Here is a 2,662-nt window from a genome sequence, read left to right on the forward strand (position 1 = left end):
TTTGGAAAGGTTCAGTCAAAAGAATCAAGATACCAGCCAAAAAGTTCTGGAGAATATCGCGAAATGCAAAGCCGATCGCCACACCGCTAATACCCAGCAGTTGAATCAAATCTCCTGCCTGGAATGTCGGTATGATGATGGATAAAGCCACAAATAAACCGACTAAAATCACAATTCCCTGCGATAAACGCCCCAGCACCAGTCCCAAGTTCCTAGCTTGCCGATGCCTTCTGGTCAGACGTTTGACGAGCGACTTAATTTTACTGCCTGCGAAAAAAAACAGCGCGAAGACGATCGCCGCCAGCACAATGTTGGGCAACATGACGATTAGGCCATCTATCATCCCCTGAATCTTCGCCCATGCAGTTAATGCTGATTCCTGGAGATTCATGACACCTCCCTGCTGTATAAAACTTTGTTGATATTAATCAAAAATAAAATAATTAAAATCTACCCCTGGTAAGTAAATAGGCGTTTCATACTGCTTGTTGAGGGATATGTATACCAAGAAGGAAGTTTTGGGAGATGTCCTGGCCTGACGCCATATAACTTGATGTGACTGCAAAATTTGTCCCTAGCTTACCTGGGCAATATTACTAAATTTCTATGCGATAATGGGAAGTTTGAGACTGAGCAGATTGCTTTGTTGTCTAGTTGTTAAATATTCGCTCATACTTGTTTGCCGAGAAGGAGCCTATGTTGCTGAACTCTATCCGACTCAGGTTGAAAAAAATGCAAAGGCGCGAAATCGAGCCTCAAAATGTAGAGCAAATCCAAATAGAACTGTTAGAAGAATCAAGTTTAGATACTAATTATCTTGTCTTGATTTTAGGCTCGTGCGTAATCGCAACTTTGGGATTGTTATCCAATAGTGCCGCTGTAATTATAGGTGCAATGATTATAGCTCCTTTAATGATGCCTATCCGGGGATTAGCTTTTGGAGCATTAGAAGGAAACGTTGTTTTAGTTCGCAAAGGTTTGACGGCGATCGCAGTTGGGACACTTCTTGCAACTGTTTTGGCTATGTTGCTGGGTTTTTTGGTAAGACTTCCCGAATTTGGCAGCGAAGTGATCGCCCGTTCCAAACCGAATTTACTAGATTTGGGAATTGCCGTAGCAGCCGGAGGAATTAGCGGTTTTGCTAAAGTTCAGCCCAAAGTTTCTGGGACTTTAGCTGGAACTGCGATCGCAGTTGCTCTCATGCCGCCAATTTGTGTAGTTGGATTGGGTTTAGCTCAAGCAAATTGGTCACTCAGTTTGGGTGCAACGCTGCTTTATCTTACCAATTTACTCGGCATTACTATCTCGTGTATGTTCACTTTTTTAATGGCAGGCTACACGCCGCTGCATCGCGCCCACAAAGCGCTTAGTTGGGCTTTAGTTTTTACGGTCATACTTGTCATTCCTTTAGGTATAAGTTTTGTAGAATTGCTGAGGCAAAATCAACTCGAAGCCAGCCTTAAAAGGGCCTTACTCAATCGCACGATTACCTTTCAAAACGTTGAACTAATTAAAACGAATACAAACTGGCTAGCCAATCCGCCGGAAGTGCGCTTAACCGTTCGTACCAAGGAAGCTTTAACGCCAAAACAAGTAATACTTTTAGAAAAGTTTGTAGAAAAGGAAATGAGACAGCGGTTTACCCTCATATTTGAGGTCAGCCAAGTTGAAGAAGTGAGGCGAGACGACCCAGATAGTGGCTCTTCTGAGTAGAAAGTTTAGCCTTACTATTGCCCAACTAAACTCTCTAGAAGCCGCGCAACGGACTATTGTCCGTTGCGCTCTAACCAACTTGTTTGAAGAGCATTTGGTTAGACAAATACAATTACTATATTATGATGTTTGTTTGCATAATGCAAGAGGGTTTACAAAAGTTTTTACCAAGTCGATCGGCACAAGCTTTCGCTCAATCTGCAAAGCATTTATGGCAGAAGAGTTAAAGCACTTCTTACCGATATCGATTCTTCCTTTTGCCGCCCAATCGTTGCAGAAAACCATACCATCCAGAACGTTTGGACATCCTTCTGTTGCTGCGGTTTGTCTGTTCTGATTCTGATGCCGCTTCAAGGTCGTTTGTGCGAGGAATTCCTTGTTGTCTGCGAGCTTCATCAGTGAGAGGTATCGCATTTTTATCGGGGACAATTTGAGAGCCATATTTTCTCGCGTAAACTTGAGTGAACTCTGCGCCGAAAAAGAGAATTTGGGCAGCATAGTAAACCCAAGCCAGGATAACTACGATCGAACCTGCTGCGCCGTAAGTCGAACCAAAACTGCCGTTCCCCAAATACATCCCCAGTAGAAACCTACCGATGGAGAACAGTAGGGACGTAATAGCAGCACCAATCCAAACATCACTCCATGCAATTTTGACATCTGGCAAGAATCGATAAATCATCGCGAACAGCAGCGTAGTCACACCGAAGGAGATGACAAAGTTGGCCAGCAGCCACACAAAGTCAATACCGGGTAGCAAGTTGCTTAAATAAGAGTTAAGTCCTGCTAATACGGCGCTAATAATCAGCGATACCAGTAGTAAAAAGCCAATTACCAACACCATTGCGAAGGACAAAAAGCGTTTGCGAATGAAGCCTTTCACGCCCAGATCTGGTTTTGGTGCCACTTCCCAAATAGTATTGAGGGCATCTTGCAGTTCCCCAAACAC

The 2,662-nt window shown here is 43.6% G+C and carries 2 protein-coding genes and 1 pseudogene; 1 reads left to right on the forward strand and 2 read right to left on the reverse strand.

The features are described 5' to 3' along the window. Window positions 1–391, reverse strand: a pseudogene (locus tag H6S82_RS28165) (mechanosensitive ion channel domain-containing protein); the annotation flags it as partial. Between the two features lie 341 nt (window positions 392–732). Here H6S82_RS28165 and H6S82_RS28170 point away from each other — a divergent pair. Continuing rightward, the gene (locus H6S82_RS28170; protein WP_242057140.1) at window positions 733–1,713 is read left to right on the forward strand and encodes a DUF389 domain-containing protein; all 981 of its coding nucleotides are present in this window, start codon (window positions 733–735) and stop codon (window positions 1,711–1,713) included. A 235-nt stretch (window positions 1,714–1,948) separates the two neighbouring features. Here the strand turns inward: H6S82_RS28170 and H6S82_RS28175 are convergent. Continuing rightward, window positions 1,949–2,662, reverse strand: a 714-nt coding sequence (locus H6S82_RS28175; protein WP_191057104.1) for a YihY/virulence factor BrkB family protein, incomplete at its 5' end; no start/stop codon positions are given.

The organism is Planktothrix sp. FACHB-1355, assembly GCF_014748295.1.
Taxonomy (GTDB): Bacteria; Cyanobacteriota; Cyanobacteriia; order Cyanobacteriales; family Aerosakkonemataceae; genus Aerosakkonema; species Aerosakkonema funiforme_A.

What these genes read in the sequence shown, in the direction of transcription:
- H6S82_RS28170 (WP_242057140.1), top strand. Translation starts at nt 733, where the DNA reads ATGCAAAGGCGCGAAATCGAGCCTCAAAATGTAGAGCAAATCCAAATA.